This is a genomic window from Streptomyces sp. NPDC052225 (assembly GCF_040679615.1).
In the GTDB taxonomy this organism is placed as follows: Bacteria; Actinomycetota; Actinomycetes; order Streptomycetales; family Streptomycetaceae; genus Streptomyces.
Genome location: NZ_JBFAVD010000012.1, coordinates 88,422 through 113,221 on the forward strand (window position 1 = coordinate 88,422; position 24,800 = coordinate 113,221).

Sequence of the window (24,800 nt, forward strand, 5' to 3'; positions counted from 1 at the left end):
ATGTTCTACGCGCGTCGACCCGTCCCCGTGGCCCTCGGCACCCTCGCCCTCGCCGCCGGCCTCACCCTGATGTCCGGCCCCACCGCGCAGGCCGCCCCGCCCACCCCGGTCAGCGCCGCGACCGCCCGTACGTACCTCTCCGAGCTGACGGTGAAGGCCGAGGGCTCGTCGGACGGGTACAGCCGCGATCTGTTCCCGCACTGGATCACCCAGTCCGGCACCTGCAACACCCGCGAGGTCGTCCTCAAGCGCGACGGCACGAACGTCGTGACGGACTCCAACTGTGCCGCCACGTCCGGCAGTTGGTACTCGGCCTACGACGGCGCCACCTGGACCGCCGCCTCCGACCTCGACATCGATCACATCGTCCCGCTGTCCGAGGCGTGGAAGTCCGGTGCCAACGCGTGGACGACGAGCAAGCGCCAGGGCTTCGCCAACGACCTCACCCGGCCGCAGCTCATCGCCGTCACCGACAACGTGAACCAGGCCAAGGGCGACCAGGACCCGGCCACCTGGATGCCGTCGCGCACCGCGTACGCCTGCACCTATCTGCGGATGTGGGTCCAGGTGAAGCACTACTACGCCCTGACCGTCGACTCGGCCGAGAAGAGCGCGATCCAGTCGGGCCTCAGCGGCTGCTGACAGGCCGCTCACCGGCACTTCCCGAAAATCGGGCCGCCGGAACCACCCCGCCCGCCTCCGACGTTCCGTACCGTACGGCCCGGAACGTCGGAGTGCCGGAGATGCGGAGGCGATCACGTGGCGAGGCTGCGGCTTGGACCACTCCTGCGGTACGTGGACGAGGAGGCCGCCACCGTCTGGGTCGAGGCGAGCCGGCCCTGCGTCGCCGAGGTGCGCTGCAAGGACGGCGCCCGCGGCAGCGCGCACACCTTCCAGATCGACGGGCACCACTACGCCCTGATCCCGGTCACCGGCCTGACCCCGGGCACCGAGACGTCGTACGAGGTGACGCTCGACGGCGGCCGCGTCTGGCCCGAGGCCGGCTCCCGCTTCCCCGACAGCACCATCCGCACCCCGCAGCACGGCACCCCCGACAACCCGCTCCGCGTCGCCTTCGGCTCCTGCCGCTGGGCCGCCCCTCCCGCCGACGAGCACGACCCGGTGGGCCCGGACGCCCTCGACACCCTCGCCGCCCGCCTCGCCGCGCACCCGGACACCGAGCGGCCCGACATCCTCGTCCTGCTCGGCGACCAGGTGTACGCGGACGAGACCTCACCGGCGACGCAGCAGTGGCTGGCCCGCCGCCGCGACCTGCGCGAGGAACCCGGCAACCAGGTCGCGGACTATCAGGAGTACACGCGCCTCTACTACGAGTCCTGGCTCGACCCCGAGATCCGCTGGCTGCTCTCCACCGTCCCCTCCGCGATGATCTTCGACGACCACGACCTGATAGACGACTGGAACACCAGCGAGGCCTGGCTCGCCGACATGCGGGCGACGCCCTGGTGGCGCGAGCGGCTGCTGAGCGGCCTGATGTCGTACTGGGTGCACCAGCACATCGGCAATCTGTCGCCCACCGCGCTCGCCGCCGACGCGGTCTACGAGGCGGTGCGCGCGACGCCCGACGGCACGGACGCGCTGCGCGCCTTCGCCGCCCGCGCCGACACCGACCCCGCGTCGGTGCAGTGGAGTTACCGGCGCGACTTCGGCCGCGTACGCCTGCTGATGGTGGACAGCCGCGCGGCCCGTGTCCTGGACGAGCAGCACCGCTCGATGCTCCACCCGGACGCCGAGCGCTGGCTGCGCGAGCAGGTGCTCGACGGGCAGGACGCGGCGCCCGGCGCGTACGACCACCTCCTGATCGGTACGTCACTGCCCTGGCTGCTGCCGCATCTGATCCACGACGCCGAGGGGTGGAACGCGGCGATGAGCCGCGGCGAGCGCGGTGCGCGCTGGGCGCTGCGCGGCGAAAAGCTGCGCAGGCGGGCCGACTTGGAGCACTGGGCGGCGTTCCCGGCATCGTTCGACGCGCTGGCGGATCTGATAGCCGAGGCGGGTTCGGGCCCGGCCGCGCCCGCGACGATCGCGGTCCTGTCCGGGGACGTGCACCACGCGTACGTCGCCGAACCCGCCTGGCCCGCCGACGCCCCGGCCGTCCCCGCCGCCCGCGTCCTGCAACTGACCTGCTCCCCCGTCCACAACTCGGTGCCCGCGTCGATACGCGTCGGCTTCCGGTTCGGCTGGAGCCGGACGGGCCGCGCGCTCGGCCGCCGCTTCGCCCGGCACGCCCGCGCGGCGGCCCCGCGTATCAACTGGCGCAAAACGGGCGGGCCTTGGTTCGGCAACCAGCTGATGACGCTGACGCTGCGCGGCCGCCGCGCCGACCTCACCCTCGATCAGGCCACGCAGAAGGGCGACCTCGCGCGGGTGGAGCGGCGCACGCTCAGCTGACCGGCCCGGCACGCACCCTCCGTGATCCGGCCCACACCTGGAATCCCGCCCTCCGCTCCCGGAGGCGAAACGGCATGATGAGGCGGACCGTCCGCTTCCAGCAGCCCCACATGCCCCGGGAGTCCCGTTTTGCCCGCCCCCCACACCGAGTTCAGCCTTGCCGTCGTCGGCGCAGGCCCCCGCGGCACCAGCGTCCTGGAGCGGCTGACCGCCTCCGCCGAGGAGCTGCTCCCGGACGGCGCCCGGCTCACCGTCCACGTGATCGACCCGGCGCCCCCGGGCGCGGGCGGCGTCTGGCGCACCGACCAGGCGCCCGAACTCCTGATGAACACGGTCGCCTCGCAGGTCACCCTGCACACGGACGAGTCGGTCGACTGCGCGGGCCCGGTGCGCCCCGGCCCGAGCCTGTACGAGTGGGCGGCCGCGCACGACACCGCCCTCGGCCCGGACGCATACCCCACCCGCGCCCAGTACGGCCGCTATCTGCGCCATGTGTTCGCCGAGACGGTCGCCGCGGCCCCGCCCGCCGTCGAGGTCGTCACGCACGCCACCCGCGCGGTCCGCCTCGACGACGACACCGCCGACGCCGCCGACACCACCGACACCGCCGGCCGCCAGACTCTCGCCCTCGCCGACGGCCGCGAACTGACCGGCCTGCACGCGGTCGTCCTCGCCCAGGGCCACCTGCCCGTCGTCGACACCCCCGCCGAGCGCGCGCTGAGCACGTACGCGCGGGAGCACGGCCTGCGCCACGTCCCGCCGGCGAACCCGGCCGACCTCGACCTCGCCCCCGTACGCCCCGGCGAGGCCGTCCTGTTGCGCGGCCTGGGCCTCAACTTCTTCGATCACATGGCCCTGTTGACCGAGGGACGGGGCGGCCGCTTCACCCCGGCGCCCGGCGGCGGCCTGCGGTACACACCGTCCGGTGACGAGCCGCGCCTGTACGCCGGTTCGCGCCGCGGCATCCCGCACCAGGCGCGCGGCGACAACGCCAAGGGCCCGCACGGACGCCACGCGCCGGCGGTCCTCACGCCCGAGGCCGTCGCCCGCTTCCGCGAGCGTGCCGAGGCCGGTGACGCCCCCGACTTCCTCGCCGACATATGGCCGCTGGTCGCGAAGGAGGTCGAGACGGTCTACTACGCGGCGCTCCTGAAGTCCGCCGGAATGCTCACGCCCGACTTCCAGGAGCGCTTCCTCGCCGCACCCCACGGTTCTCCCCAAGAGGCCGACGTGCTCTGGGAGTTCGGGATCGCCGACGACCAGATCTGGTCCTGGGACCACGTCTCGCGCCCGCACGCCGAGCGCACCTTCGTCTCGCCCGCCGACTGGCGCTCCTGGCTCCTCCGCCATCTGCGCGAGGACGCCGCCCATGCCGCGCTCGGCAACGTCGACGGACCCGTGAAGGCCGCGCTCGACGTGCTGCGCGACCTGCGCAACGAACTGCGGCTCGTCGTCGACCACGGCGGCCTGACCGGCACCTCCCGCCGCGACCACCTCGATCGCTGGTACACCCCGCTCAACGCGTTCCTGTCCATCGGCCCGCCGCGCCGGCGCATCGAGGAGATGACCGCGCTGATCGAGGCGGGCGTCCTCACCGTCGTCGGCCCGCGCCTCGAAGTCGCCGCGCGGGACGGGCGGTTCGTGGCGCACTCCCCCGATATACCGGGCTCCGCGGTGACGATCACCACACTCGTCGAGGCCCGGCTGCCCGCACCCGACGTGCGCCGCACCGCCGACGAACTGCTCGCCCGGCTCCTGAAGACCGGCCGCGCCCGCCCGCACACGACCGACGGCCACGAGACGGGCGGCCTCGACGTGACACCTCGCCCCTATCACCTGATCGACCGTCAAGGCCGCCCGCACGCACGGCGGTTCGCGTTCGGCGTGCCCACGGAAGGGGTGCACTGGGTGACCGCGGCGGGGGCGCGTCCCGGGGTCGACTCGGTGACGCTCTCGGACGCCGACGCGGTGGCGCGCGCGGCCCTGCGCACCGCGACGGCCGACCGCCGGCCATGGCCGAATGTTGAACTTGCAAGCATTGGTTAGGTTCCCCTAATCTGAGGCGCTCCCAGATCGGTGGCAACGGCGGCGACGACGGCGCCGACTGCACCGTGAACTCGGTTACGTCCCCAACCGACCGGTCCCCAACGACCGAAGGAGTCCCCCCATGACCGGACGCCTCAACAGCGCCCAGCCCTACGCCCTCGGCCTCTTCCGCATCGTCATCGGCCTGCTCTTCACCTGCCACGGCGCCGCCTCGCTCTTCGGCGTCCTCGGCGGCGCCACCGTCGAAGCGGGCACCTGGCCCGGCTGGTACGCGGCCGTCATCCAGCTCGTCGGCGGCGGCCTGGTGCTGCTCGGCCTCGGCACCCGCTTCGCCGCGCTGATCTCGTCGGGCTCGATGGCCTACGCGTACTTCAAGGTCCACCAGCCCGAGGCCCTGTGGCCGCTCCAGAACGGCGGCGAGGCCTCCGTCCTGTTCTGCTGGACCATGCTGCTCCTCGTCTTCACCGGCTCCGGCGCGCTCGGCCTCGACCGGCTCTTCGCCGGCCGCGGCCGGAGCACCGAGCAGGAGTCGGCGACGCAGCGCGCCACCGTCACGGTCTGACGTCACGTACGACGGCGCCCGCCCCGGTCGAACCGGGGCGGGCGCCGTCGTGTGCGGGCGGGGTCAGGGCAGCGAAGCGAACGGCACGGTGAAGCACGCCACCCGCTTCCCGGCACCTCCGGGCACGTCATGGATCACCACCGACCCGGCCTCACCGGCCCGCAGCCCCCACGCCTTGCGCGCGGTCGCGTGCGCGTCGCCGGCCGCGTCGGTGGTGAAGTCCAGCCACACCTCGTTCTCGGCGTTCACCCGCTTCGGGTCGACCACGTGCTGGTAGTGCCCGCCCGCGGCCCCCGGATCGACGCCGCACGGCTTCTGGTGGACGTGCGCGCCGTAGGCGTGGCCGGGGGCGAGGCCCTCGACACGCAGCTTCACCGTCATGCCGCGCTCGTCGCCGCGCTGCGCGACCGCGATCGACGCCGCCGCGGGCACCAGCTCCATGTCGTACGTGATCGCGGGCGACGGCACGAACGCCGTCGGCGGCGTGAACCGCGCCTCGGTCCGCATCCAGTAGCAGTCCGCGGCGCCGACGGCCCCGCCACCGCCCGCCGCGAACACGGCCGCCGCGAGAGCGCCGGTCACCATCCCTGCCACCATCGCCAGATCCTCCGGTCAGTCGCTCGGTGCCGGTTCGCACCGGTTCGTTCGTACGGGAGAAAGGCGGGCGGTGTCGCGCCGGGCGGGCCACGCGGGTGAACGTGAGATGGAGAACATTTGTACCCCTTGCGTCACTCGGGCCACACGTCAGGCGTACGCTGTACAGCTGTCATGAAGCCGCTCTCGCCCGGAGGGAACGGCCGGGGGATTCGGTCCGTACGGGGAGTTGGCGCGCGTGTTGGAGAGTGTCGGGTCGCTGACCGGCAGCCCATGGATCTACGCGCTCGTCGCGCTCTCCGTGCTCTTCGACGTCTTCCTGCCGGTGCTGCCCAGCGGCGTCCTGGTGATCACCGCGGCCACCGCGGCGGCGGCCGGCACGGGTGCGGCCACCGGGCAGGTCCCGCACGGCGTACCCGATCTGCTCGCCCTCACCGCCTGCGCCGCGACGGCCTCGGTCGTCGGCGACCTGGTCGCCTACCGGCTCGCCTGGCGCGGCGGCGCACGCCTGGACCGCGCCATCGCCCGCTCCCGGCGCCTGACGACCGCGCAGGAACGTCTCGGCGGGGCCCTCGCACGCTCCAGCGGCGGACTGCTCGTGATCATCGCCCGGTTCGCGCCCGCGGGCCGCTCGGTCGTCTCGTTCGCGGCCGGCACGGCGCACACCCGGCCCCGCGAGTTCGTGCCCTGGTCGGCGCTGGCCGGCGTGGCCTGGGCCGCGTACAGCGTGGCGCTCGGCTACTTCGGGGCGCAGTGGCTCGGCGCGAGCTGGCTGTCCACCGTGGTCTCACTGCTCGCCCTGGTCGGCGCGGGCCTGGTCGCGGCGTACGTGATGCGCCGCCCGCCGCCGGAGCCTCAGGAGGCCTGAGCAGCCTTCGGCCGTCCCCGTACCTCGATCCCGTCGAGCAGTTCGGCGGTGGCCCGCGCGATCTCGTCCACGGCCCGGTCGAACACCTCCTGGTTGTGCGCGGCCGGCGCCCGGAACCCGGACACCTTCCGTACGTACTGGAGGGCGGCCGCCCTGATCTCCTCCTCGGTGGCCTCTTCGGGGAGAACGGGCGGGCGAAGGGTCTTGATGCTGCGGCACATGCCTCCAGTCTGCCGCCGCACCCCCTCCCGGCGCCCGGGTTCGACCACACGTTCGCGTGAACTCCCCGAAGTTGCTCGCGCCCCTAAATCGAACAGACGTACCATTGCCGGGTGGCAGCGAACGATGAATCCGACCTCGACTTCCCGAGCGACCTCCTCGCGGCACAGGAGGAGCTGCACCAGGTCCGGGCCGAGCTGGTGGCCCTCCTCAAGCGGCTTCCCTGGTCGGTCGAGCCGCTCGACGCCATCAGCGACACCCAGGGCTGGCGCAAGCTGGAGCGCCCGGCCTCACCGGGCTGGAGCGACGACGAACAGGCGGAGGTGGAGAAGCTCCGCAGGCGCGAGCTGGAGCTGGCCGTCTTCGTGACGTGCCATCGCTACTGGGGCGAGCTCTCGGGCGCCGACGCGGTGCGGGCGAGGGCCCGCCTCAAGCACATGCACGACCCCGAGCCCGGGCACGACGAAGGCCCCCGGGAGTGACCATGACGTGTGTGCGTCACGATCGCCCGAGGGCCTTCGTTCACCGTGGTGGGCGCGGACGGTTTCGAACCGCCGACATCCTGCTTGTAAGGCAGGCGCTCTACCCCTGAGCTACGCACCCTGGTCCCCGGCGCTGTGACCAGGACGAGCCGACAGCCTACCTTGCCGACGGCCGTGCACCGCAAACCCGCGTCCGGGGGGTTATCCCCACCCCGGATCCGGTGGCCGACCGTATCCCGGCGGACGCCTTCACCCCCGTACGTTCATGGAGTGCCGGACACCGTGCCGGCGACGCAACACCAGCCACCGCAGGGGGAGTTCACCATGACCGTCCGCCCGTCGCGCACCGCGCGCGTCCTCGCCGCACTCGCGGCCGTCACCGCCGTCGCCGCGACGGCGACGGCCTGCGGGGCCGACGCCTCCGACGACGGCCACCCCGACCACCGGTCCTTCGCGCTGCGCGGCACGACGCTCACGGTCGACTCGGACGACTCGGCGCTCGAACTGGTCCCGGGCGACAGCGACCAGGTGAAGGTGACCCGCTGGTTCGAGGGCTCCACCGTGATCGGCGGCGACCCGAAGGTGACGTGGGCCTGGCAGGGCGACGAGGACCGGCTCACCCTGCGCCTCGACTGCAGCGGCCTCATCGCCGACTGCTCGGCCCGGCACCGGGTCGAGGTGCCGCGCGGCGTCGCCGTGGTCGTCAAGAACGGCGACGGCAGCGTGCGCGCCGACGGCTTCGACAAGGGCCTCGACATCACCACCGGCGACGGCTCGGTCCGCGTCGACGACATCAAGGGCCCGCTGCGCCTGAGCGGCGAGGACGGCTCCCTGAACGCCACCCGCGTCGACTCCCGCCGGGTCACCGTCGACACCGAGGACGGCTCGGCCCACATCGCCCTGCGCACCGTCCCCGACCGCGTCGACGCGCGCAGCCAGGACGGCTCCCTGACGCTCACGGTGCCCGGCTCCGCCAGGTACCGCGTCACGACGGACACGGACGACGGCGGCGTCGACGTCTCGGTCCCCCGCGACGCGCACAGCGACCACCGGATCACGGCCCGCGCCCAGGACGGAAAAGTCACGGTCCGAACCGCGAACTAACCGGCCCGTGTGTTCGTCATTAACCGGTGGGAGAATGGACACCGGGCAGACTCGATGACGGCACGGGCAGCACAGGAGAGGTTAGTGACGGCGACGACGACCAGGACACAGCCAGTTCCGTCGTCCCCAGTCCTTCCTCGACGCCCCGAGCAGGTGCGCCCTGAAGGGGCGCGGGGAACTGCGCGAGCAACCACGACGAACGCGCACCCGGCCCCCCACACCAACCAGGCAGACGCCACCCCGTCCTCCCGCTACAGCCCCCTCCGCGACCTCCTCACCCTCGCCCTGCTCCCCGTACCCCTCATCGCGGCCACAGCCATCGCCACGTTCAACGCCGGAGGCACCCGGCGATGGTTCGGCGGCCGCGCCGAGAACCAGCGGGCCGAGGCACAGGCCGCGAAGGACGCCGCGGCCGCCGCCTTCTACGAGCTGGACACCGCCCAGCGGGACCTGCGGATCTCCATCGAGACGATCACCGCGGTCGACGACTCCCCCGCGGCCCGCCGCGCCGTCACCGACTTCGAGCAACTCGGCCGCCGGATCGACGAGGTGAGCGGCCAGTACATCACCGCGGTCGACGCCCACGACCTGGACCGCGACGACCTGGAGGCGAGCGCCGCGGTCCGCGCGCGGACCGAACTGACGCAGGCCAAGGACCAGTTGAGCCGCACCAAGGCGGACCTGGACCGGTTCGCGCAGGGGCTCGGCCCGCTGCTCGGCAAGGCGGAGACCCAGCTGACCCGGCTCGCCCCGGCGGTGGAGCGCGCCCGACAGGCCCTGCTCGCCGCGACGACCGCGCTGGACGCCACGCGGCAGGCGGGCCTGAAGGCCGACGACCTCGCGGGACGCCTCGCGACCCTCGGCCCGGAGCTGACCAAGCTGAACCAGGGCGCGGGCCGGCACGGCGTCGCGGAGACCCTGGAGCGTGCCGACCGGGTCGCGCGGGACGCGGAGGCCGTGCGCGCGGAGGCCGAGCGGCTGCCCGAGCGGGCCGCCGAGATCGACCGCCGTCTCGTGTCGCTGCGCACGCGGGCGCAGGCCCTTCAGACGAGAGCGGGCCAGGTCGACCCGGTCCTGAGCGAGCTGCGGCGCCGGTTCTCGGCGGCGTGCTGGCAGGACCTCCAGAACGTGCCGCAGCTGGCCGCGGAGAACGTACGGCAGGCCGAGACCAAGCTCGCCGAGGCCCGTACCGCCCGCGAGGCCCAGCGCTGGCCGGACGCCACATCGCTGCTCTCCACCGTCCGCGCGCTCCTGAACAGCACGGACGAGTCGGTGTCGGCCGCCTCCGACCGGCTTCAGCGACTGAACGCGGTGGCGAAGGACCCGCAGCAGGAGGTCGACCGCACCCGCTTCGCGATCCGGGACGCCCAGCGCCTCGCGATGGCGGGCCGCAGCACCCCCGACCCGCGCCACGCCCGCCCCCTCGACGACTCGGTGGCCCGGCTCGACCGCGCGCTCGCCGGGCTCGAGGGCCGCCACCCCGACTACTGGCACTTCCTCACGGAGACGGAGGCCGTGCGGCGCACGGTGGCCCGGGTCGTGGCGCAGATCCGCGAGGACCGCGGCACCGGCGTCTGAAGGGGTTGGCACTGTCCCGGGGCCGGGCGGATGCTTGATGTACGTACATGAGGTACATCGACGTACGTACGCGAGGTACGTACGCAAGGAGGCGAGGCGACCATGGCCACGCATGTCCTCCACCCCGGATCAGGGCGGCGCGTCAGGCTCGACGACCATCTGCCCGTCGACCACAGCCTCATCAGGGTCTACCGCATCGGCGCCGGCGTGATGGGTCTGGTCCTGCTCACCTTCGGCATCCTCGGGCTCATCGACAAGATCGGCTTCTTCGACACCGGCGGCGACCGGGTCGCGGGCCTCAACACCAACGGGGCGCTCAGCGTCCTGTCGATCTGTGTCGGGCTGCTGCTGTTCGTCGGCATGATCATCGGCGGCAACTTCGCGTCGACGCTGAACATGACCCTCGGCGTCCTGTTCATCCTCAGCGGCTTCGTGAACCTGGCCCTCCTCGACACCCGCTACAACGTCCTCGCCTTCCGCATCCAGAACGTCCTGTTCAGCTTTGTCGTCGGGCTGATGCTGATGTTCTTCGGCATGTACGGACGGGTCAGCGGCACCCTGCCGCACGACAACCCGTACTGGCGGGCGCGCCATCCCCGTTCCGGCTGACGGGAAGGCGATTGATATTGCACAGCCGGGCATGCGAGCCTGCTCGGCATGACCAGCTCACCGCCGGTGCCGCATGCGCGCGCCGGGCGCGACGCGCACCGCACCGCGGTCGAGGTTCTGGCGCGCGGCATCGCCGACGGCACGTACGCCATCGGGACGCAGCTCCAACTCGCCGTACTGACCGCACAGTTGGGGGCCGCCGAGCCGGTGATCGGCGGCGCGCTGCACGCACTCGCCTCGAAGGGGCTGGTGACCACGGCGGGTGTGGTGCGGCCGCAGCCGGAGTGGAACCTGCTCGACAGCGACGTCCTGCGCTGGCTGCTGACCTCGGGGGCGACGCCGTGGCCCGACGGGTTCATCTCCGATCTGCACGAGTTACGCCGGGCCGTGGAACCGTCGGCCGCCGCGCTCGCCGCGCAGCACCGGTCGGCGGACGATCTGTCCGCGCTCGACCAGGCGTTGACGGTGATGGCGGCGGCTCAGCAGACCCCGGACCCCGATCCGGCGCTGGCCGCGCGCGCCGACGCCGCGTTCCACACGACCCTGCTCGCCGCATCCGGCAACCGGTTCTTCGCCCACCTGGCCCGGGTGATCATCCCGGCGCTCACCGCCCGCAACCGGAAGGTGCACGCGGGCCCGCACCATTCGCCGCTCCCCGCGCACACGGAAGTCGCGGCGTGCGTACGGGAACGAGACGCGGACGGCGCGTACACGGCGATGCTGGAACTTCTGGACGTCTCCCAGCGGGACGACCCGTAATCTTGGCGCATGCCTCGCTACGAATACCGCTGCCGCACCTGCGGCGACACGTTCGAACTGTCCCGCCCCATGGCCGAGTCCGCCGCCCCGGCCACCTGCCCCACCGGCCACCCGGACACGGTGAAACTCCTGTCGACGGTAGCGGTGTCAGGCGTAGCCGCCCCGTCGTCCCGCCCCGCACCCGCGGGCGGTGGCGGCGGCTGCTGCGGAGGCGGCTGCTGCAGCTAGCCCCCCGCCGCCTTGGGCAAGCCCCCGCCGTCTCGGGCAATCCGCCCGCCGCCTTGGGCAAGCCCCCGCCGCCTTGGGCAATCTGCCGCCAAGGGCGGCAGGGTGGGCAAGGCGGCCCCCGGCGCGGGGCGAGCGCTCCGACAGGGCCCGGCACCGCAGCCCGGCCCCGCCGCACACCAGCCCCGCCCCGCCCCACGTCACACCGCCCCCAAGAACCCCCGCAGAACCGCCTCCCCCGCCAACACCCCCCGCTCCGCAAGCACAGTCACCCCAGGCGCGACCCACCCCGCCTCGGCCAACTCCCCATGCCCGGGCCGCCACCCCCGATCCGCCACCTCCAGCAGATCCGCGTCGAGCAGAGAGTCCCCGGCACTCAGCACCTGCCCGGCCCCGACCCGCCGCGCGACTTCCTCCACCGCCGCCCCCTTGGTCAACGGCTTCGGCACGGCATACACCTTCCGCCCCTGAAGCGACACGGTCCACCCGACCCCGTCGGCCCACGCCGCAAGCTCCTTGACCCACCCCTCAGGCAGCAGCGCCCGCTCGACGACGAGATACGCGAACAGATCCTCGGCGACCCGCTCCTTCAGCAGCCACGCCGGATCAGCGGACCGCACCATCCGCTCCCGGACCTCCGCGAGCGGCGCACACTCGGCATCGAGCCGAGCGCCCACCGCGGCCCGCCACTGCGGATCCGACACCCCGTCGACCAGCAGATGCCCGCCGTTGGCGCAGATCGCGTACGCGGGCGCGGGCCCGGGCAACCGCACCCGCCCGTACTGCTCCCGCGTCCGCGTCGTCGTGGGGACGAACACCGCACGCCGCCCGAGCTCCACCAACAGCGCGGCCGCGTCCTCGGTGACGTACGACAGCGGCTTGCTCTGGTACACCTCGACGCAGAGCAGCCGCGGCGCCTCGGCGTCCGGCATGGTCAGGCCGAGCGCGCCGGCGGAGTAGATGAGCGTCCGGTCAAGATCACTGGCAACGACGGCAGGAGAACCGGCACCGGCGCCGGAGCGACGTTCAGAGGCTCTGGTCACTTACCCACCACCGCCTTGCCGTCCGCGCCCGTGGCCCCGCGAGTGAACCGCGGATGGATCAACCCCACGCAGGTGTAAGGGAGTTCGGCGACCTCCTCGACCGGCACGCCCCGCTGCTCGGCGAGCAGCCGCACATGCTCAAGATCGGCACCGGCGCCGGCCCGCGCGAGGATCTTCCACGGCACGCGCCGCAGCAGCACCCGGGTCGTCTCGCCGACGCCGGGCTTCACCAGGTTCACGTCGTGGATGCCGTACTCCTCGCTGATCCGCTCGACGGCGGCCCAGCCCTCCCACGTGGGCGTGCGGTCCGCGCCGAGCAGCTCCTTCACCGCGGCGTCGACCGCCTCACCGACCTCGGCGAACCGCTCCTGCACCACGTCGAGGAAGCGCCCCGACACATCCGAACCGGCCAGCTCCCGGTAGAACTTGGCGCCGTGGTAGTCCCCGGGCCCGACCAGGTCGGCGCGGAGCACGGTGCGCGAAATCAGCCCGGACACCGTCGAGTTGAGGCAGGCGGAGGGTATGAGGAAGTCCTCGCGCGTCCCGTACGTGCGCACGCACGACCCGGGGTCGGCGAGCACCGCGATCTCCGGGTCGAAGCCGGAAGGACCGCCCGCCGCCTCGAACTCATCTATCGCGGCGGCGAGTTCACGCGTGATGGCGCCCTTGCCGGTCCACCCGTCGACGAACACGACGTCCGTCGGGACGTGGTGTGCGGCGAGCCAGCGCAGCGCGTTCGCGTCGATACCGCGCCCGCGCACGATCGACACGGCGTAGTGCGGCAGCTCGATCCCGTGCCGCGCCTGCGCCCAGCGCCGCATCAGCACGCCGACGGGCGTCCCGGCCCGCGCGAGCGACACGAGGACGGGGCGCGGCGAGCGCTCGGCGAGCACGGTCTCCGTCACGACGCCCACCGCGTGCGCGATCCGCGCGGCCGACGCGTCGAGCGCCGCGTGGAACAACTCCTGGTACTGCGCGGTGGGTTGGTACTCCACGGGCAGCGACTCGGCATAGTGCGCGCCGCCGCTCTGCACGGCCTCCTCGCGCTCCTCGGTCGGCGCCTCAAGCCGTACGTCCGAGAGGTCCTGGAGCAGCCAGCCGACCTCGTCGGGCGCGTACGAGGAGAAGTCGGGGCCGCGCAGCGGCTCGGGCAACGGCATGGACGGCCTCTCTTCAGGGACGTACGACGGAACGACGACCACGACCACACGCCGCACATGCTCGGCGACCCGGTCCAACAGTCCGCCGGGCGCGGCGAGTTCGGGCGTGTCGCCGACCGAGTCGAGGACGACGACGGCCGTGTCGAAGCCGCCGCCCGCCACGTTGTACGCGTACCGCTCGCCCGGCCCGTCGGCCGGTGTGTCGTGCGCGGGGAAGACGAGGCGGCTGCGTATCGCGTAGCCGGGGTCGTCGACGGCGAGGACGGGCGATCGGGTGGTGGTGGAGTACGCGACGTCGACGCCCCTGTCCTCCAGTGCGGTGGCGAGGCGCAGCGGCGCGTACATCAACTCCTCGTTGCCCAGGACGAGTACGCGCCCCGCGCCGAGGTGCGGGGCGATGCGCGCGGCCATGCCGGGCAGCGCCGCCTCAAGCTCAGCACGGTGGCGCGGCGTGAACCCGTGCCGTCCGCCGTCCGGCACCCCGCCGGGCCAGCCGAGCCCGTCGACCCGCACGATCTCGCCGCGCTCGCCCCGGAGTGCGGGCTCCGCGGCGCCCTCGTGGGCGGCGACCAGCGCCTGCCCCTTGGCCAGGACACCGTCGGGCAGCCGGACCGAGCCGCGCGCGGTGACGACGAGGTCGACGCGCGCGCCGATCTCCCGGGCGAACGCGTCGAGCCGGCCCTGGTCGCCGGGCGAGCGCATGTCGACGAGCGCGACGATGACGTAGTGGTCGCGCGGGTACCGCTCGTGCAGCGCGCGGATGGTGTTCAGGACCGTGTTCCCCGTGGAGAACTCGTCGTCGACGAGGACCAACGGGCCGTCCCCCGCGAGGAGCCGGGGGTCCTCGGGGAGCAGCAGGTGGGAGGTCGCGTGCGAGTGCGACTCCTCGAAGCCGCCCGCGGTGGCCACGCCCTCGACGGGGCGGCGCGTGGAGTGCAGGTACGGGGCGAGCGCGATGCCGTCCGCGACGGAGTGGCCGAGGCCGGTCGCGGTCTCGGCGTACCCGAGCACGACCGCGCGCCGCACCGCCTCGTCACCGAGCAATTCCCGTACCCGTACGCCCAGTTCATGACCGGAGCGCCAGACCACCGAGGGGCGCTGCGGCACGTGCTTGCCCAGCACGTTCGACACGAGCAGATGCGCGCGCTTGGGGTTGCGCCGCAGCGCGAGCCCGAGCAGCCCGGTCAGCTCCCGGTCCCCGGTCAGCTCGACCCCGAGCCGCTCGGCGACCCACGTACCCGACCACTCCACGTCCTGTGTGTCCCTCTCGTCCTCACGCACCGGGCAGTCCGGCCGTCAACAGCTCCACGAAGCCGACGTCCTCGCGGGCCACGCCGAACGCCTCGGCGCGCTGAAGCGTCCGCTCCGCCCAGGCGCGGTGCGGCTTCACCTCGTTCATCTTGTTCGTGTACGCGGACCTGAGGACCCCGCCTCCGCCCCGCTCGGGACGCAGGATGTCCTGGGCGTCGCCGTACTCCTCGTGGCTGACCACGGACAGCGCGTGCACGGGCAGCACGTGCGAGGGGTGGATACAGGTCTTGCCCAGCAGCCCGTTGGCCCGGTCCAGCTCGATCTCGCGCAGCAGGCCGTCCAGATCGTGCTCGATGAGCGCCTGCCGCAGCGGCTCGGCCCCCTCTTCCAGGAAGGGGCTGCGGCGCAGCTGCGGCTTGAACATCCGCTCCTGGTGACGAAAGTACTCCCAGACAGGTCCGGTCACCGTAAAGCCGGTGCCGTCGGCCCTTCCCAGGTGATTGACCACGTCGCCGATGACGGAGGCCACGATCTGGACGTCGTACGCCGTCATGTCCGGCGGCCTGCGCAGCCCGTACGCGGAGCAGAAGTCGGTGACGCCGAGGCGCAGCGCGAGGACGCGGTCGCGGTACTTGTCGACGGTGCGGGATATCCCGGCGAGGGTCTCGCCGCGCGTCTCCAGGTGGAGCAGCTCGGGCGACTCCAGGACCGGCATGACGAAAAGCCGCCGCCCGGTGGCCGCCTCGGCGGCGGTCAGGGCCTCCAGGAACGGAACGCCCCGCTCCTCGGTGAACTTCGGCAGTACGAATCCGGACAGCAGCTCGACGGCGGGGCCGAGGCGGCGGACGAGAGCGGTGATCTGCTCGGGCGTGCGGACCCGGATGAACAGCAGGGGCGGCTCGGCCCCGGCTCTGCCGTGGAGGTCGGTGAACTGCCGGACCAGGTTGTCCTCGGCCCCGGCGACCTCCGCGTCGTCGATCGAGTCCTCCAGGCACAGGACCATGGAGACGACGCCTCGGCCGGCCTGCTTGAGGACGTCGTCGGCGAGGCGCGGGCGGGTGGCCGGGCTGTAGAGCGTGGCGCCGAGCGCCGCGGCGAGCATGCGGGGCGCGGAGTCGGCCGTGAAGGCCGCCGGCTCCCGATGGAACAGGCGTTCCCGCACAGCAGGGGCAATGTGCCCGAAATGACGCATAAGTCTCCCCCGAGGTGCCTGGCCGTTCGATATGAGGTGGCCGGTAATAGTACGTACAAACCTGTGTCAAGAGTTCCCGGCTGCAATGAAATTCTGGTAACCCATGCATGTCGTACGGTGCATTCCGGCCCCGCGCGAGGCCGAGGATCTGGGTACCCCACGTTGTCCGGGCCATGAGCAGGAAGGCAGGATGACCGCATGACGCACGCGATGCTCAAGGGGGCGAACGTCCCGCTCGACGCCACGGCGGTGCGCGCCGTGCTCCGCTGGTCCCCGGGGCAGGGCGTGCCGGACGTGGACGCCTCGGCGCTCCTGCTCGGCCCGGACGGCCGGGTCCGCTCCGACGAGGACTTCGTCTTCTACAACCAGCCCCGGCACCCGTCGGGCAAGGTCTGGCGGCTCGGCAAGAAGCGGGTGGCCGAGGGCCTGACCGACACCGTCCAGGCCGACCTCTCCAACATCGCGCCCGAGGTCTCCCGGGTGCTCATGGTCGCCTCCACCGACCCCGACGACGTCACGTTCGAGAACGTTCCGGCGCTGCGCATGTTCCTCTACGACGCCGCCTCGGACGGCTCGGAACCGATCGCGCACTTCGACATCAAGCCGGAGACCGGCGCCGAGACCGCGCTGATCTGCGGCGAGCTGTACCGGCGCGGCGAGGGCTGGCGGCTGCGCGCGGTCGGCGAGGGCTACTCGAACGGCCTGGTGGGGCTCGCCACGGACTTCGGCATCTCGGTCGACGAGTCCGCCGAGCCGGCCCCCGCGCCGGCCCCGGCCGAGCCCGCTCCCGCGCCCGCTCAGCAGCCCGCCGCCCCGTCCTTCCCGCTGCCGCCCCAGCAGCCCCCGGGCTACGGCTACCCGCCGCCCCCCGCCACCCAGCCGGCACCGCCCTCGCAGCCCGCGTACGGCTATCCGCAGCCGGTGGCGGCGACGGCCGCGCCCGACCCGGGCTTCCGGCTCCCGCCGCAGGGGCCGCAGTTCATCGGCCGGTGAGGGCCCGGGGTCAGCGGCCCGCCACCTTCGACTTGTAGCCGCGGCCCCACTGCAACCCCCACCCGTACAGGCGGTCGAGCTCGGCCTGGAACCCGTACACGAACTTCACCTCGCGCCGCACGACGAGGTCCCCCTTGACGTTCTCGATGGAGACGACCGCGCACGAGCGGGCCTGCGGCGCGCGCTCGTCGAGGTGGATCTCGATCCGCGGGCCGTTGCTCGGGTACAGCGTCACGACCGCGTGCGTACGGTCGAACGCCGGCGTCTGGTCGTAGATGTAGACGAAGACCAGCAGTCGCTTGATGGCATCGCGGTGATCGAGATTGACGTAGATCGTCTCACCGGACGCCGAGCCGAACCGGTCGTCCCCGCTGAGCTTCACGTACGGCGGCCCGTTGAGCGCGCCGAAGAGACTGCCGAGCGGCTGGACGACCCCCTTCTCCCCGTCGACCAGCTCGTACAGGCAGCCGAGGTCCAGGTCGACGTTGACCATGGACTGGGTGTGCGCCTGGACGACGTCGGGCTTGAACATGCTGAACGGGTGCCGCAGCAGGCTGTTCTTCTTCGGCCCCCCGATGTCCGAGGTCCGCATCCGCCAGGAGAGGTTGACCCGCAGATTGCCGGTGGCCGCGCCCTGCTTGGAGAGCGAGACGACCGGGTGCCGCTTGGTCAGCTCGATGGTGTTGGTCGCCGCCGTACCCGAATCGAACTCGAACTGCGCGGAGTTGCCGCGCCAAAGCCTGTCCCAGAAGGACATTCCGCCCCCAAGTGCCGTGCCCGTCCCCGCATGCGTGCGTACATGCCGACGGGGCGGCCGTGGAGGACTCGTCCTCGTACGGCCGCCCCGTTCAGAGCGTTCCAGAAATGCCCCCGGGGTCAAACCCCGGACGACACCTCAGCCTTGTCCGAGCTCCCCGCTTTTCCCTCCGCGGCCTCGAGCGCCTTGTTGCGGCGGACCGAGGAGAGGAAGGACCAGCCGATCAGGACGACGCCGATGAGGCCCGTGATGATCTCGTTGATCTCGTACTGGATGGTGACCAGGAGGATCACGGCCAGCGCGCCGATCGCGTAGTGCGCGCCGTGCTCCAGGTACACGTAGTCGTCCAGGGTGCCCTGGCGGACCAGGTAGACCGTGAGCGAACGGACGTACATGGCACCGATACCGAGGCCGAGCGCCATCATGACGATGTCGTTCGTGATCGCGAAGGCGCCGATGACGCCGTCGAAGGAGAACGACGCGTCCAGGACCTCGAGGTAGAGGAACATGAAGAACGCGGCCTTGCCGGCCATCAGGACCGCCGACTGCGGCTTGCCCTCGCGCTTGGCCTGCTCCTCGGCCTCGTGCTCGCGCTCCTCCTCCTCTTCGAGACGGTTCTCGAAGAAGCTGGAGAGTCCGTTGACGACGAGGTACGTGATCAGACCCGCGACACCGGCGAGCAGCACGGTGGCCTGCTTGTCGACGTGCACGCCGCCGTGCTGGTGGGCGTGGACGGCGACCGTCATGGAGGCGACGAGCAGCGCGATCAGGGCGACGCAGACCGACAGCATGTCGACCTTGCCGAGCTTGGCGAGCGGCCGCTCGATCCAGCGCAGCCACTGGATGTCGCGCTCCTCGAAGACGAAGTCGAGGAAGATCATCAGCAGGAACATGCCACCGAAGGCGGCGATGGACGGGTGCGCGTCCGTGACCAGCTGCTGGTAGCGGTCGGGCTGGTTGAACGCCAGGTCGACGGCCTCGACCGGGCCCATCTTGGCGCTGATCGCGACGATCACGACCGGGAAGACCAGCCGCATGCCGAAGACGGCGATCAGGACACCGACCGTGAGGAAGATCTTCTGCCAGAAGGCATTCATCTTCTTCAGGATCCCGGCGTTGACCACCGCGTTGTCGAACGACAGCGAGATCTCCATGATCGCGAGGATCGCGACCACACCGAAGGCTTCCCACCCGCCGTAGAAGACCGCCGCGATCAAACCGAGCACGGTGATCGCGAACGACCAGCCGAAGGTTTTCAGAACCACTGACTACCCCATCGTGTGTACGGGTTTCCCCGTGCTGGTTGTACGGGGCTCCCCCGCTCCGCGCACGGCTTTAGGAACGCTTTATGAAACGTTGACTCCGAAGTCTAGAGCGATGCCCCGAAGTCCGGACGCGTACCCCTGGCCGACCGCACGGAACTTCCACTCCCCGCCGTACCGGTAGACCTCGCCGAAGATCATCGCGGTCTCGGTGGAGGCGTCCTCGGAGAGGTCGTAGCGCGCGAGCTCCTGGCCGTCCGCCTGGTTCACGACCCGGATGAACGCGTTGCTGACCTGGCCGAAGGTCTGCCCCCGGTTGTCCGCGTCGTGGATCGAGACGGGGAAGATGATCTTGTCGCAGGTGGCCGGCACCTTGGAGAGGTCGATCAGGATCGACTCGTCGTCGCCCTCGCCCTCACCCGTGAGGTTGTCCCCGGTGTGCTCGACCGATCCGTCGGGGCTCTTGAGCTGGTTGTAGAAGATGAACCACTCGTCGCCCATGACCCGGCCGCCGCTGCACAGCAGCGCACTGGCGTCCAGGTCGAAGTCGGCGCCGGTGGTGGAGCGCGCGTCCCAGCCGAGCCCGACAAGAATCTGCGTGAGGTTCGGTGCGGCCTTGGAGAGGGAGACATTGCCTCCCTTGGCGAGCGTGACGCCCATGATCCTGGTCCTCCCCGGTGTAAGGCGTTGCGGTGTCGAGCGCGTCCGGCGCCGCACTGGAGCAGTGCGGCGCCGGACGGTTGAGCGTGGTGGTGCGCTTCGGCTCAGACGTTGACGCCGAAGTCCTGCGCGATGCCGCGCAGACCCGAGGCGTAGCCCTGGCCGACGGCGCGGAACTTCCACTCCGCCCCGTTCCGGTACAGCTCACCGAAGACCATGGCGGTCTCGGTGGAGGCGTCCTCGGACAGGTCGTAACGGGCGATCTCCGCGCCGCCCGTCTGGTTCACGACGCGGATGAACGCGTTGCGCACCTGGCCGAAGGACTGCTGGCGGTTCTCGGCGTCGTAGATCGAGACCGGGAACACGATCTTGTCGACGTCGGCCGGAACCGTCGCGAGGTTGACCTTGACCTGCTCGTCGTCGCCCTCGCCCTCACCGGTGGTGTTGTCACCGGTGTGCTCGACCGAGCCGTCCGCGCTCTTCAGGTTGTTGAAGAACACGAAGTCCTGGTCGTTGCGGACCTTGCCCTCGGCGTTCGTGAGGATGGCGCTGGCATCGAGGTCGAAGTCCGTACCGGTGGTGGTACGAACGTCCCAACCCAGGCCCACGACGACCGCCGTGAGGCCCGGGGCCTCCTTGCTCAGCGATACGTTGCCGCCCTTGCTGAGGCTGACTCCCACGAGTCCTCCCTTGGTCTTGAGGGGCGGGGAGCCCCGTAGTGCGTCTGGCATCGGATCAACGTCTGGATCCTAGTGACGGGTTCCCGCCCCCGGCGAGGCTTCTTACAGGGTGTCGACCTACAGGGTGTCGATCGCCTTGATGTACTCGTTCAGGTCGCGGGCGTCCGGCAGGGCGTTGACGACCGTCCAGCGGACGACGCCCTCCTTGTCGATGATGAAGGTGCCGCGCACCGCGCACCCCTTCTCCTCGTCGAAGACGCCGTAGGCGCGCGAGGCCTCGCCGTGCGGCCAGAAGTCGCTCAGCAGCGGGTACTCGAGGCCCTCCTGCTCGGCGAAGACGCGCAGCGAGAACGGGGAGTCGTTCGAGACGGCGAGCAGCTGCACGTCGTCGTTGACGAACTTCGGCAGCTCGTCGCGCAGCGCGCAGAGCTCGCCGGTGCACACCCCGGTGAAAGCGAACGGGTAGAAGAGCAGCACCACGTTCTTCTCGCCACGGAAGTCCGAGAGCTTCACGGTCTCGCCGTGCTGATTCCTGAGCTCGAACTCCGGAGCCTTGGTGCCGACCTCGATCGCCATGGTGAAGCTTCCCTTCGATGGGGCTGTTCGGGTGGCTTCAGCCTAGTTGGCGGGGCCTGTCGGCCCGTGCGCAGGTGCCGGTGCGGGCACGCGAAGGCCCCCGGGGCGCGCCCGAGCGCGCCCACAGGGGCCTCATCACTTCGGTTCCCGGTTCACCGGGACGGCTGCTACCGCTTCTTCGCCGCCGTCTTCGGCGTCACCAGCCTGCTCCCGGTCCAGTCCTTGCCCACGCTGACGCCCTTGGTCTGCGAGAGGCCGGCGGTGGTGGCGGCCTCCCCGATCTCGCTGGGCTCGACGTACCCGTCGCGCCCGGTCTTCGGCGTCAGGAGCAGGATGTAACCGCCCTCTTCGATGTACGTGGTGGTGTCCACCAGCGCATCAGTAAGGTCCCCGTCGTCCTCACGGAACCAGAGCACCACGGCATCAGCCACGTCGTCATAGTCCTCGTCGACGAGCTCGGCGCCGATGGCGGTCTCAATGACCTCACGGAGCTCCTGATCGACGTCCTCGTCGTAGCCGATCTCCTGGACCACCATGTCGGTCTGGAAACCCAGCCTTACGGCAAGGTTCGTCTCCGCGTGGTCCGCGGTCGCGCTCACGGATTGCCTCCTGATCATGTTTACGAAGTTGTCTCAGCGTCGCGCACGCGCGAAGCGTTGGCCGTAGTCCACACGTGCGCGACGGATCGCGCAAGTACCCGGCCGCCGAGACCGCCGAAACGGTGACGTTCCGGGCCGTGTCACCGCAACCCCTGTCAAGGATTCCCGCAGGTCGGTGATGTACGCCACAGCATTCTGCCGGGTTTGCCCGCACTCCCTGACCACCCAGGGTGACCAGGGCCGAACGGCCCCAAGGAACAGATGAACGAGTTGGGCGTATCGTTGCGATTTGTTCGCACCCGCTCCCGGCGCGCACGCCCCACCTTCGGTTTACCTCTCGGTAGAGATGACGATTCCGATTTCGAGGTACACGATGGACAACGGCGTACCCGACAGTGGAACAGTGGCATCACCGACAGTGAAGGAACAGCGTGGCTTCCGGATCCGATCGCAACCCGATCATCATTGGCGGTCTTCCCAGCCAGGTCCCGGACTTCGATCCCGAAGAGACCCAGGAGTGGCTCGACTCCCTTGACGCCGCAGTCGACGAACGCGGCCGCGAGCGGGCCCGCTACCTGATGCTCCGACTGATCGAGCGGGCCCGTGAGAAGCGCGTGGCCGTGCCCGAGATGCGCAGCACGGACTACATCAACACGATCGCCACCAAGGACGAACCGTTCTTCCCCGGCAACGAGGAGATCGAGCGCAAGGTCCTCAACGCCACGCGGTGGAACGCCGCGGTGATGGTGTCGCGCGCCCAGCGCCCCGGCATCGGCGTCGGCGGCCACATCGCGACCTTCGCCTCCTCGGCGTCCCTGTACGACGTGGGCTTCAACCACTTCTTCCGCGGCAAGGACGAGGGCGACGGCGGCGACCAGATCTTCTTCCAGGGCCACGCCTCGCCGGGCATCTACGCCCGCGCCTATCTCCTGGACCGCCTCACCGAGGACCAGCTGGACGCCTTCCGCCAGGAGAAGTCGAAGGCGCCCAACGGCCTTTCCTCGTACCCGCATCCGCGCCTCATGCCGGACTTCTGGGAGTTCCCCACCGTCTCCATGGGCCTCGGCCCCCTCGGCGCCATCTTCCAGGCCCGGATGAACCGCTACATGGAGGCCCGCGGCATCGCCGACACCTCCAAGTCGCACGTGTGGGCCTTCCTCGGCGACGGCGAGATGGACGAGCCCGAGTCCCTCGGCCAGCTCTCCATCGCCGCCCGCGAGGGCCTCGACAACCTCACCTTCGTCGTCAACTGCAACCTGCAGCGCCTCGACGGCCCGGTCCGCGGCAACGGGAAGATCATCCAGGAGCTGGAGTCCCAGTTCCGCGGCGCCGGGTGGAACGTCATCAAGCTGGTCTGGGACCGCAGTTGGGACCCGCTGCTCGCCCAGGACCGCGACGGCGTCCTGGTCAACAAGCTCAACACCACCCCCGACGGCCAGTTCCAGACCTACGCGACCGAGCCCGGCTCGTACATCCGCGACCACTTCTTCGGCGACGACCACCGGCTGCGGGCCATGGTCGAGAACATGACCGACGACCAGATCCTGCACCTGGGCCGCGGCGGTCACGACCACAAGAAGATCTTCGCCGCGTTCACCGCCGCCAAGGAACACAAGGGCCAGCCGACGGTCATCCTGGCGCAGACGGTCAAGGGCTGGACCCTCGGCCCGAACTTCGAGGGCCGCAACGCCACGCACCAGATGAAGAAGCTGACGGTCGACGACCTCAAGGGCTTCCGCGACCGGCTGCACATCCCGATCACCGACGCGCAGCTGGAGTCCGGCGCTCCGCCGTACTACCACCCCGGCCGCGACTCGGAGGAGATCCAGTACATGCACGACCGCCGCAAGGCGCTGGGCGGGTATGTCCCGACCCGGGTCGTGCGGTCGAAGCCGCTTCAGCTTCCGGACGACAAGACGTACGCGAGCGTGAAGAAGGGCTCGGGTCAGCAGTCGATCGCCACGACCATGGCCTTCGTCCGCCTGCTCAAGGACCTCATGCGGGACAAGGAGATCGGCCGGCGCTTCGTCCTGATCGCGCCCGACGAGTACCGCACCTTCGGCATGGACTCCTTCTTCCCGAGCGCGAAGATCTACAACCCGCTCGGCCAGCAGTACGAGTCCGTGGACCGTGAACTCCTGCTCGCCTACAAGGAGTCCCCGACCGGACAGATGCTGCACGACGGCATCTCCGAGGCGGGCTGCACGGCTTCGCTGATCGCCGCCGGCTCGGCCTACGCGACCCACGGCGAACCGCTGATCCCGGTCTACGTCTTCTACTCGATGTTCGGCTTCCAGCGCACGGGCGACCAGTTCTGGCAGATGGCCGACCAGCTGTCGCGCGGTTTCGTCCTCGGTGCGACCGCGGGCCGCACGACCCTGACCGGCGAGGGCCTCCAGCACGCCGACGGTCACTCCCAGCTGCTGGCCTCGACCAACCCGGCCGCCGTGTCCTACGACCCCGCGTACGGCTACGAGATCGCCCATATCGTCAAGGACGGTCTGCGCCGGATGTACGGCCCGGACAGCGAGGACGTCTTCTACTACCTGACCGTCTACAACGAGCCGATCCAGCACCCCGCGGAGCCGGCCGACGTCGACGTCGAGGGCATCCTCAAGGGCATCCACCGCGTCAGCACCGGGACTTCGGGCGCGATCCCGGCCCAGATCCTGGCCTCGGGTGTGGGCGTCCCGTGGGCGATCGAGGCACAGCAGATCCTCGCGCAGGAGTGGAACGTGCGCGCCGACGTCTGGTCGGCGACCTCGTGGAACGAACTGCGCCGCGAGGCGGTGGACGTGGAGCGCCACAATCTGCTGCACCCGGAGGAGGAGCAGCGCACGCCCTACGTGACGCAGAAGCTGTCCGGCGCGCAGGGTCCGTTCATCGCGGTGTCCGACTGGATGCGGTCGGTGCCCGACCAGATCTCCCGCTGGGTGCCCGGCACGTACCAGTCGCTGGGTGCGGACGGTTTCGGCTTCGCGGACACGCGGGGCGCCGCGCGTCGCTTCTTCCACATCGACGCCCAGTCGATCGTGGTCGCGGTGCTCACGGAGCTCGCCCGCGAGGGCAAGGTCGACCGCTCGGTCCTGAAGCAGGCGATCGACCGCTACCAGCTGCTCGACGTCACGGCCGCCGACCCGGGCGCGGCCGGCGGTGACGCGTAGCAGCA

The 24,800-nt window shown here is 71.1% G+C and carries 24 protein-coding genes and 1 tRNA gene; 13 read left to right on the plus strand and 12 right to left on the minus strand.

What is annotated here, in order from left to right:
• From AB0L37_RS19335 to AB0L37_RS19350, 4 genes are all read left to right on the plus strand, one after another.
• Nucleotides 1-642 (plus strand): HNH endonuclease family protein, encoded by a 642-nt coding sequence (locus AB0L37_RS19335; protein WP_365506446.1) that lies wholly within the window; start codon nt 1-3, stop codon nt 640-642.
• Between the two features lie 117 nt (nt 643-759).
• Nucleotides 760-2,412, plus strand: coding sequence for an alkaline phosphatase D family protein (locus AB0L37_RS19340; protein WP_365506449.1), 1,653 nt, complete (start codon nt 760-762; stop codon nt 2,410-2,412).
• A 129-nt stretch (nt 2,413-2,541) separates the two neighbouring features.
• The gene (locus AB0L37_RS19345; RefSeq protein ID WP_365506452.1) at nt 2,542-4,458 is read left to right on the plus strand and encodes an FAD/NAD(P)-binding protein; all 1,917 of its coding nucleotides are present in this window, start codon (nt 2,542-2,544) and stop codon (nt 4,456-4,458) included.
• A 121-nt stretch (nt 4,459-4,579) separates the two neighbouring features.
• Nucleotides 4,580-5,020, plus strand: a complete 441-nt coding sequence (locus AB0L37_RS19350) for a DoxX family protein (protein WP_365506455.1) — start codon at nt 4,580-4,582, stop codon at nt 5,018-5,020.
• Between the two features lie 63 nt (nt 5,021-5,083).
• Here the strand turns inward: AB0L37_RS19350 and AB0L37_RS19355 are convergent, their stop codons facing one another.
• A complete protein-coding gene (locus AB0L37_RS19355) occupies nt 5,084-5,617 on the minus strand; it encodes a superoxide dismutase family protein (RefSeq protein WP_365506458.1) in 534 nt (177 codons plus the stop codon).
• A gap of 235 nt (nt 5,618-5,852) precedes the next feature.
• Here AB0L37_RS19355 and AB0L37_RS19360 point away from each other — a divergent pair, with 235 nt between their 5' ends.
• A complete protein-coding gene (locus AB0L37_RS19360; protein WP_365506461.1) occupies nt 5,853-6,482 on the plus strand; it encodes a VTT domain-containing protein in 630 nt (209 codons plus the stop codon).
• Here the strand turns inward: AB0L37_RS19360 and AB0L37_RS19365 are convergent.
• Nucleotides 6,470-6,703: a DUF2277 domain-containing protein gene (locus AB0L37_RS19365; protein ID WP_365506463.1), complete on the minus strand. Its 234-nt coding sequence runs from the start codon at nt 6,701-6,703 to the stop codon at nt 6,470-6,472. The two genes, AB0L37_RS19360 and AB0L37_RS19365, sit on opposite strands and share 13 nt — an antisense overlap.
• Before the next feature lie 111 nt (nt 6,704-6,814).
• Here AB0L37_RS19365 and AB0L37_RS19370 point away from each other — a divergent pair, with 111 nt between their 5' ends.
• A complete protein-coding gene (locus AB0L37_RS19370; RefSeq protein ID WP_365506465.1) occupies nt 6,815-7,183 on the plus strand; it encodes a hypothetical protein in 369 nt (122 codons plus the stop codon).
• A gap of 46 nt (nt 7,184-7,229) precedes the next feature.
• Here AB0L37_RS19370 and AB0L37_RS19375 read toward each other — a convergent pair.
• Nucleotides 7,230-7,304, minus strand: a tRNA-Val gene (locus AB0L37_RS19375).
• 203 nt (nt 7,305-7,507) lie between these two features.
• Here AB0L37_RS19375 and AB0L37_RS19380 point away from each other — a divergent pair.
• The 5 genes from AB0L37_RS19380 to AB0L37_RS19400 all read left to right on the plus strand — a co-directional run bounded on the left by AB0L37_RS19380 (nt 7,508) and on the right by AB0L37_RS19400 (nt 11,461).
• Nucleotides 7,508-8,287 carry a DUF4097 family beta strand repeat-containing protein gene (locus tag AB0L37_RS19380; RefSeq protein ID WP_365506468.1) on the plus strand — a complete coding sequence of 260 codons (780 nt, stop codon included), beginning with the start codon at nt 7,508-7,510 and terminating at the stop codon, nt 8,285-8,287.
• Nucleotides 8,288-8,572: 285 nt separating this feature from the next.
• A complete protein-coding gene (locus tag AB0L37_RS19385) occupies nt 8,573-9,865 on the plus strand; it encodes a hypothetical protein (RefSeq protein ID WP_365506811.1) in 1,293 nt (430 codons plus the stop codon).
• 102 nt (nt 9,866-9,967) lie between these two features.
• Nucleotides 9,968-10,474, plus strand: a complete 507-nt coding sequence (locus tag AB0L37_RS19390) for a DUF4383 domain-containing protein (protein ID WP_365506471.1) — start codon at nt 9,968-9,970, stop codon at nt 10,472-10,474.
• A gap of 48 nt (nt 10,475-10,522) precedes the next feature.
• Nucleotides 10,523-11,233: an FCD domain-containing protein gene (locus AB0L37_RS19395; protein WP_365506473.1), complete on the plus strand. Its 711-nt coding sequence runs from the start codon at nt 10,523-10,525 to the stop codon at nt 11,231-11,233.
• Nucleotides 11,234-11,242: 9 nt separating this feature from the next.
• A complete protein-coding gene (locus AB0L37_RS19400) occupies nt 11,243-11,461 on the plus strand; it encodes a zinc ribbon domain-containing protein (protein WP_365506476.1) in 219 nt (72 codons plus the stop codon).
• A 197-nt stretch (nt 11,462-11,658) separates the two neighbouring features.
• On the opposite strand, the gene AB0L37_RS19405 is transcribed toward AB0L37_RS19400, so the two are convergent.
• From AB0L37_RS19405 to AB0L37_RS19415, 3 genes are all read right to left on the minus strand, one after another.
• Entirely contained in the window at nt 11,659-12,390 is a 732-nt protein-coding gene (locus tag AB0L37_RS19405; RefSeq protein WP_365506813.1) for an HAD family hydrolase, read from the minus strand.
• Between the two features lie 107 nt (nt 12,391-12,497).
• The gene (locus tag AB0L37_RS19410; protein WP_365506816.1) at nt 12,498-14,912 is read right to left on the minus strand and encodes a phosphoribosyltransferase; all 2,415 of its coding nucleotides are present in this window, start codon (nt 14,910-14,912) and stop codon (nt 12,498-12,500) included.
• Nucleotides 14,913-14,934: 22 nt separating this feature from the next.
• On the minus strand, nt 14,935-16,104 hold the full coding sequence (locus AB0L37_RS19415; RefSeq protein ID WP_365506478.1) for an HpcH/HpaI aldolase/citrate lyase family protein: 1,170 nt from the start codon (nt 16,102-16,104) through the stop codon (nt 14,935-14,937).
• A 198-nt stretch (nt 16,105-16,302) separates the two neighbouring features.
• Between AB0L37_RS19415 and AB0L37_RS19420 the strand changes: the two genes are divergently transcribed.
• Nucleotides 16,303-17,097: a TerD family protein gene (locus AB0L37_RS19420; RefSeq protein ID WP_365506481.1), complete on the plus strand. Its 795-nt coding sequence runs from the start codon at nt 16,303-16,305 to the stop codon at nt 17,095-17,097.
• A gap of 10 nt (nt 17,098-17,107) precedes the next feature.
• On the opposite strand, the gene AB0L37_RS19425 is transcribed toward AB0L37_RS19420, so the two are convergent.
• The 6 genes from AB0L37_RS19425 to AB0L37_RS19450 form a co-directional block, all read right to left on the minus strand.
• Nucleotides 17,108-17,854, minus strand: a complete 747-nt coding sequence (locus AB0L37_RS19425) for a Tellurium resistance (RefSeq protein ID WP_365506484.1) — start codon at nt 17,852-17,854, stop codon at nt 17,108-17,110.
• Nucleotides 17,855-17,973: 119 nt separating this feature from the next.
• Complete coding sequence (locus AB0L37_RS19430) at nt 17,974-19,119, minus strand: DUF475 domain-containing protein (RefSeq protein WP_365506487.1); 1,146 nt, start codon at nt 19,117-19,119, stop codon at nt 17,974-17,976.
• Nucleotides 19,120-19,200: 81 nt separating this feature from the next.
• Nucleotides 19,201-19,776 carry a TerD family protein gene (locus tag AB0L37_RS19435; RefSeq protein ID WP_338696127.1) on the minus strand — a complete coding sequence of 192 codons (576 nt, stop codon included), beginning with the start codon at nt 19,774-19,776 and terminating at the stop codon, nt 19,201-19,203.
• Between the two features lie 104 nt (nt 19,777-19,880).
• The gene (locus tag AB0L37_RS19440) at nt 19,881-20,456 is read right to left on the minus strand and encodes a TerD family protein (RefSeq protein ID WP_338696128.1); all 576 of its coding nucleotides are present in this window, start codon (nt 20,454-20,456) and stop codon (nt 19,881-19,883) included.
• Between the two features lie 117 nt (nt 20,457-20,573).
• A complete protein-coding gene (locus AB0L37_RS19445) occupies nt 20,574-21,032 on the minus strand; it encodes a peroxiredoxin (RefSeq protein WP_365506491.1) in 459 nt (152 codons plus the stop codon).
• A gap of 167 nt (nt 21,033-21,199) precedes the next feature.
• The gene (locus AB0L37_RS19450; RefSeq protein ID WP_338696130.1) at nt 21,200-21,631 is read right to left on the minus strand and encodes a DUF3052 domain-containing protein; all 432 of its coding nucleotides are present in this window, start codon (nt 21,629-21,631) and stop codon (nt 21,200-21,202) included.
• 431 nt (nt 21,632-22,062) lie between these two features.
• Here AB0L37_RS19450 and aceE point away from each other — a divergent pair, with 431 nt between their 5' ends.
• Entirely contained in the window at nt 22,063-24,795 is a 2,733-nt protein-coding gene (aceE, locus tag AB0L37_RS19455; RefSeq protein ID WP_365506494.1) for a pyruvate dehydrogenase (acetyl-transferring), homodimeric type, read from the plus strand.
• Nucleotides 24,796-24,800: the final 5 nt, after the last annotated feature.